Genomic DNA, 2480 nt, shown 5'->3' with positions numbered 1-2480 from the left:
CCCCCGCTGCCCCCGCTGCCCCGGCGGCGACCGGCACGGGCACCTCCACCCCCGCCCCGGTCCGCGGGCGCACCGAGAAGCTCTCCCGGCTGCGTGCCCTGGTCGCCCGGCGCCTGGTCGAGTCGCTGCAGATCAGCGCCCAGCTCACCACCGTCGTCGAGGTGGACGTCACCCGCATCGCGCGACTGCGGGACCGGGCCAAGGCCGGTTTCCAGGCCCGCGAGGGGCTCAAGCTGTCGTTCCTGCCGTTCTTCGCGCTGGCGACCTGCGAGGCGCTGCGCGAGTTCCCGCAGCTCAACGCCAGCATCGACGTCGAGGCGGGGACGGTCACCTACCACGGCGAGGAGAACCTCGGCATCGCCGTGGACTCCGAGCGCGGCCTGGTCGTGCCGGTCATCCACAGCGCCGGTGACCTCAACCTGACCGGGCTGGCCCGCAAGATCGACGATCTGGCGAGCCGGACCCGAGCCAACAAGATCTCCCCGGACGAGCTCGGTGGAGGGACCTTCACCCTCACGAACACGGGCAGCCGGGGCGCCCTGTTCGACACGCCGATCATCAACCAGCCGCAGGTCGGCATCCTCGGCACGGGGATCGTGACGAAGAAGCCCGCCGTCATCGACGACCCCGAGCTCGGGGAGATCATCGCTGTCCGGTCGGCGGTGTACCTGTCGCTGACCTACGACCACCGCATCGTCGACGGGGCCGACGCCGCCCGCTTCCTGACCTTCATCAAGCGGCGGCTCGAGGAGGGCGCCTTCGAGGCCGACCTGGGCCTCTAGGCGCCGTCCGCGGCCACGGGCCGGTCGGGCGCCTCGCATCCGGGGCGGCGACCGGCCACGATGGTCGCCATGCGCATCGTGGTGACCGGGGCCTCGGGACTGATCGGTTCGGCGCTCGTCCCCGCCCTACGCGAGGACGGCCACACCGTGACCACCCTGGTCCGGCGAACGCCCCGCACCGGCGGCGAGATCCAGTGGGATCCCGCCGCCGGTCGGCTCGACCCGGCGGCGCTCGCCGGCACCGACGCCGTCGTCCACCTCGCCGGCGCGGGCATCGGCGACCGCCGCTGGACCGACGACTACAAACGCCTGCTCCGCGACAGCCGGATCGCCGGCACCGACCTGCTCGCCCGCACGCTGGCCACCCTCACGCCACTCCCGCAGGTGTTCCTCTCCGGCAGCGCCATCGGCTGGTACGGCACCTCGGCGGGCGGCGACGCCGGCCCGCTCGACGAGACCGCCCCCGCCGGCGCGGGGTTCCTCGCCCGGCTCGTCGAGGACTGGGAGGCGGCGGCCACGCCCGCCCGCGAGGCCGGCATCCGGGTCGCCACGCTGCGGACCGGGGTCGTGCTCTCCCGTCACGGGGGAAGCCTCGGCCGCCAGCTTCCGCTGTTCCGCCTGGGCCTCGGGGGCCGGCTGGGATCCGGCCGCCAGTGGCTGAGCTGGATCAGCCGCACCGATCAGGTGGCGGCGTTGCGCCTGCTGCTCGCCGAGGACTCGGTGGCCGGGCCGGTCAACCTGGTCGCGCCCGAACCCGTCACCAACGCCGCCTTCACCGCGGCGCTCGCGTCGGCGCTGCACCGCCCGGCGTTCGCCGCGGTACCCCGCCTCGCCCTGCGCGCCGCCCTCGGCGAGTTCGCCGACGAGGGCGTCCTCGCCTCCCAGCGGCTGGCCCCCGCCGTCCTGGCCGGGACGGGCTTCCGCTTCGCCCATCCCGACATCGACACCGCGCTGCGGGCGATCCTCACCGACGGCGCCTGAATCACCGACGTCTGAATCACCGACGCCTGGATCACCGACGCCTGGATCACCGACGCCTGGACCACCGACGCCTGGACCACCGGCGCCTGGACCACCGGCCCCTGAATGACCGGCGCCCGCGTTGCCGGCGGTCAGTTCCCCGTGACCGGGATGCTCTCCGAGACCCGCCAGCCGGAGTCCGTGCGGATCAGCACGAGGTCGTGGCGCTGGGGGGCCTTCGCCGGCTGGTGGGCGAGAAGCTGGCCGCGGGCGTCGAGGTAGTCGTAGGCGGCCAGGCGTTCGGTCACCCGCAGCACCGTGCGGTTCGTCTGGTCGCTGCGGACCTCGAGACCGAGGATGTCGCTGCGCAGCGCCGACGCGTGCGCGCCCTGGGCGACGACCTGCCGCATGAGCGTGACGTCGGCGTTGTAGGCGGGGCTGCCGGGGGCGTCGGACTGCCCCAACAGGGACTCGTCGGCCTGCTCGAACGCCCGGCTACGGGCGGTGTTGAGCTCGCCGAGCACGGCGCGCCAGATCTGCTCGGGCGACTGGTTCGCGACCGGTGACGCGGTCGGGTCCCGCCCGGGCACGCTGGCCGCGGACGGCAGCGCGGTCCGCGGCGCGGGCGCCGCGGAGTCGGCGGTGCCGTCCCTCGACGGGCTCGTCATGAGCAACACGACGGCCACCACGACGGCGAACAGGCCCAGCCCCGCGGTGACCGGCAGCAGCCAGCGCCGC

The 2480-nt window shown here is 74.5% G+C and carries 2 protein-coding genes and 1 pseudogene; 2 read left to right on the top strand and 1 reads right to left on the bottom strand.

Annotated elements, in window-relative coordinates:
• A partial coding sequence (locus FRAQA3DRAFT_RS30285) for a 2-oxo acid dehydrogenase subunit E2 (RefSeq protein WP_009742868.1) occupies nt 1-782 on the top strand: 782 nt, incomplete at its 5' end.
• Between the two features lie 69 nt (nt 783-851).
• The gene (locus FRAQA3DRAFT_RS30280; RefSeq protein ID WP_035921740.1) at nt 852-1763 is read left to right on the top strand and encodes a TIGR01777 family oxidoreductase; all 912 of its coding nucleotides are present in this window, start codon (nt 852-854) and stop codon (nt 1761-1763) included.
• A gap of 131 nt (nt 1764-1894) precedes the next feature.
• Here FRAQA3DRAFT_RS30280 and FRAQA3DRAFT_RS32200 read toward each other — a convergent pair.
• Nucleotides 1895-2480 (bottom strand): annotated as a pseudogene (locus FRAQA3DRAFT_RS32200) (serine/threonine protein kinase); the annotation flags it as partial.

This window comes from Frankia sp. QA3, assembly GCF_000262465.1.
In the GTDB taxonomy this organism is placed as follows: Bacteria; Actinomycetota; Actinomycetes; order Frankiales; family Frankiaceae; genus Frankia.
This window is presented reverse-complemented; position numbering and strand designations above follow the sequence as displayed.